2 protein-coding genes are annotated in these 3,798 nt (G+C 74.6%); both read left to right on the top strand.

Annotation, left to right across the window (positions count from 1 at the left end):
• Window positions 1-2,616: polyketide synthase dehydratase domain-containing protein (locus ABTY20_RS34915; RefSeq protein WP_352001160.1), on the top strand; the 2,616-nt coding region annotated here is incomplete at its 5' end.
• Between the two features lie 284 nt (window positions 2,617-2,900).
• A partial coding sequence (locus ABTY20_RS34910) for a beta-ketoacyl synthase N-terminal-like domain-containing protein (protein ID WP_352001159.1) occupies window positions 2,901-3,798 on the top strand: 898 nt, incomplete at its 3' end.

The raw sequence follows: 3,798 nt of genomic DNA, 5'->3' as shown, positions 1-3,798 counted from the left end.
GCCTTCCACTCGCCGCTGATGGAGCCGATGCTGGACGCCTTCCGCGAGGTCGCGCAGGGGCTGGCCTACGCCGAGCCGCGCATCCCGGTCGTGTCGAACGTGACCGGTGGGATCGCCGGCCCCGGCCTGCTGTGCTCGGCCGACTACTGGGTGCGCCACGTCCGCGGCACCGTCCGCTACGCCGACGGCGTGCGCGCCCTGGCCGACGCCGGAGCGGACGCCTTCCTGGAACTGGGGCCCGGCGCCGTCCTCACCGCCCTGACCCGGCAGACCCTCGGCGACGAGGCGGACGTCGTGGCGGCACCCGCGCTGCGCGCCCGGCGCGACGAACAGACCGCGCTGCTCACCGGAGTGGCCGAGCTGCACGTCGCGGGCGTCCGCGTCGACTGGGCCGCCTTCTTCGAGGGGACCGGCGCCCGCCGCACCGACGTCCCCACCTACGCCTGGCAGCACCGCGCCTACTGGCCGCGCCCCCTCGCCTTCGCCGGGGACGTGGCCGGCGCCGGACTCGTCCCCGCCGAACACCCCCTGCTCGGTGCGGCGGTGTCCCTGGCCGGCACCAGCGGCGTGCTGCTCACCGGGCGGGTGTCCCTGCGCACCCACCCCTGGCTCACCGACCACACCATGGGCGGCATGGTCCTCTTCCCGGCCACCGGCTTCCTCGAACTGGCCGTGCGCGCCGGCGACCAGGTGGGCTGCGGCCGGGTCCAGGAACTCACCCTCACCACCCCGCTCGTGCTCGACGCCCGGGGCGCCGTCGCCGTCCAGGTGAGGGTCGGAGCCCCCGACGAGTCCGGCGGCCGGGAACTCGGCATCCACTCCCGGCCCGCCGACGCCCCCGACGAGCCGTGGACCCAGCACGCCACCGGCGTCCTCGTCCCCGACGAGCGGCGGATCGAGTTCGACGCCACCCACTGGCCGCCGCAGGGCACCGAACCCCTCGACCTGACCGGCTTCTACGAGCGCACCGAGTACGGGCCCCTCTTCCAGGGCCTGCGCGCCGCCTGGGTCCGGGGCGAGGAGGTCTTCGCCGAACTGGAACTGCCCGGCCGCACGGACGACGCCGAACTCTTCGCCCTGCACCCGGCCCTGCTCACCGCAGCCCTGCACGCCGTGGAGTTCGTGGAACTGAAGGACGCCGACCAGGGCCTGCTGCCGTTCTCCTGGTCCGGGGTGTCCCTGCACGCCTCCGGTGCCGCCCGGCTGCGGGCGCGCCTGGCCAAGGCCGGGGAGGACACCGTGTCCATCACGGCCGTCGACCCCGCCGGCCGGCCCGTGCTGTCCGTCGAGGCGCTGGCCCTGCGCCCCTCGTCCGCCGCCCGGTTGCTCGGACCGGGGGCCGCGGGCCGGCCCGCCTCCCCGGCCGCGCGCACGGCCCGCCCGGCCGCGACCGTCTCCACCGTCCCGGCCCACGCGGCCGACACGGCCTCCTTCCGCGACCGGCTGGCCACCCTCGGCGCCGACGAACGGGAACAGGCCCTGCACGACCTGGTCGTCACCTGCGCCGCGGAACTCCTCGGCCACCCCGACACCTCCGAGGTCGACCCCGCACGCGACTTCCTGGAACTCGGCTTCGACTCCCTCATCGGCATCGAACTGCGCCGCAGGCTCGGCGAGGCCACCGGCCTGCAGCTGCCCGCGAGCATCGTCTACGACAGCGGCTCGCCGAACGGCCTCACCTCCTGGCTGCTCACCGAACTGGGCGCCCAGGGCGGCGGCACCGCCCCGCGCGGCGGCGTCCCCGGCGGCCCGGTCGAGAACGACTCGCTGGAGCGGCTGTTCCTCGACGGCATCGCCCGGGGCAGGACCCGGGAGGCGCAGCGCATGCTGGCCGCCGTCGCGGCCCTGCGGCCCACCTTCGAGGCGACCGCCGAACTGGAGGACCTGCCCTGGCCGGTGACGCTCGCCGAAGGACCGGCCACCCCCCGGCTGGTCTGCGTCAGCGCGCCCACCGCCAACGGCGGCGTCCACCAGTACGCCCAGCTCTCCGCGCACTTCCGGGGCAGCCGCGACGTGGCCGCGCTGCCACTGGTCGGGTTCGCCACCGGTGAGGCCCTGCCCGCCGGACCCGAGGCCGCCGCCCGGGTGATCGCCGAGAGCGCCCTGCAGGCCGCCGACGGCCGGCCCTTCGTCCTCGTCGGCCACTCCTCCGGCGGCTCCCTCGCCTACGCCGCCGCCGGCGTGCTCGAGAACACCTGGGGCATCCGCCCCGCCGCCGTCGTGCTGCTCGACACCCTGAGCATCCAGCACAAGAACGACGAGGGCGTGGACTTCTCGGGCATGATGCGGTTCAACTTCACCGCCGTCGACGACTCGCCCGTACGGCTCACCAACTCCCGGCTGTCCGCGATGGGCCGCTGGATGGTGCTGCTCAACTCCCTCGACGTGCACCCCACCACCGCGCCCGTACTCGAGGTCAAGTGCACCCGCGCCCTCATCGAGGGCGTCCCCGCACCGGACGCCGACACCCTGCACGAACCGTTGGTGCCGTCGGCCACGGTACGACCGGTCGACGCCGACCACCTCTCCCTGATCCGTGAGGACTCCGCGAAGGCCGCCGCCCTCATGGAGGAATGGCTGACCGCCCTGGAGGGGCCGGCGGCGGCCACCCGATAACCGACGACCACGAGGGAATCCACCAGTTCTCATCCCGGGGCCGGGCGCGTGTGGTGTCCACCACCGCGCCCGGCCCCGCATTTCTCCCCAGGCTCTAGGGAAACCCGCAGTCCGGGACGGCCAGACTGGCCACCGGACCGGGCCCGGGACCACGGCCCGGACCGACAGAGCCACCGGTGTGCCTCCTGCGCGCACCGCGGGTCCTTCGAACAGGGTCGGGGCGTGGAATCCGGGAATCGCCGCTCTCCGCGTTTTCCGGAATCTGAGTGAGAGGTGGGCACCTGATGTCGAACGAGGACAAGCTCCGCGCGTACCTCAAGCGGGCGATCGCCGACCTCCAGGAGGCCCGGCAGCAGCTCAGCGAGGCCGAGAACCGCGACCGCGAGCCCGTCGCCGTCGTCGCGATGGCCTGCCGCTACCCCGGCGGCGTCCGTTCCCCCGAGGAACTGTGGGAACTGGTCCGCAACGGCGTGGACGCCGTCTCCGCGTTCCCCGCCAACCGCGGCTGGGACCTCGACCGGCTGTTCCACCCCGACCCCGCCCACCACGGCACCACCTACACCCGCGAGGGCGGCTTCCTGCACGAGGCCGGCGAGTTCGACCCGGCGTTCTTCGGGATCTCCCCGCGCGAGGCGCTCGCCATGGACCCGCAGCAGCGCCTGCTCCTGGAGACCTCCTGGGAGGTCCTGGAACGCGCCGGTGTCCTCCCGGACTCCCTCACCGGCAGCCCCACCGGCGTCTTCGTCGGCACCGGGCACGGGGACTACGACAGTGCCTCCCGGGGACGCCGGGAAGAGGTCGCCGGACACCTCCTGACCGGCAACACGGTCGCCGTCGCCTCCGGCCGGCTGTCCTACACGTACGGCTTCGAGGGCCCCGCCGTCACCGTCGACACCGCTTGCTCCTCCTCCCTGGTCGCCCTGCACCTGGCCGTGCGTTCCCTGCGCCAGGGGGAGTGCTCCCTCGCCCTGGCGGGCGGCGCCACGGTCATGTCGACGCCGAAGATGTTCACCGAGTTCTCCCGGCAGCGCGGCCTGGCCCCCGACGGCCGCTGCAAGGCGTTCGCCGCCGCCGCCGACGGCACCGCCTGGTCCGAGGGCGTCGGCATGCTCCTGCTGGAACGCCTCTCCGACGCCCGCCGAGGCGGCCACCCCGTGCTCGCCGTGATCCGCGGCTCCGCCG

Origin of the sequence: Streptomyces sp. NPDC126497 (assembly GCF_040302425.1) — a bacterium.
Lineage (GTDB): Bacteria > Actinomycetota > Actinomycetes > Streptomycetales > Streptomycetaceae > Streptomyces.
The sequence above is the reverse complement of the archived record's forward strand: the minus strand, read 5'-3'. Positions and strand labels throughout refer to the sequence as shown.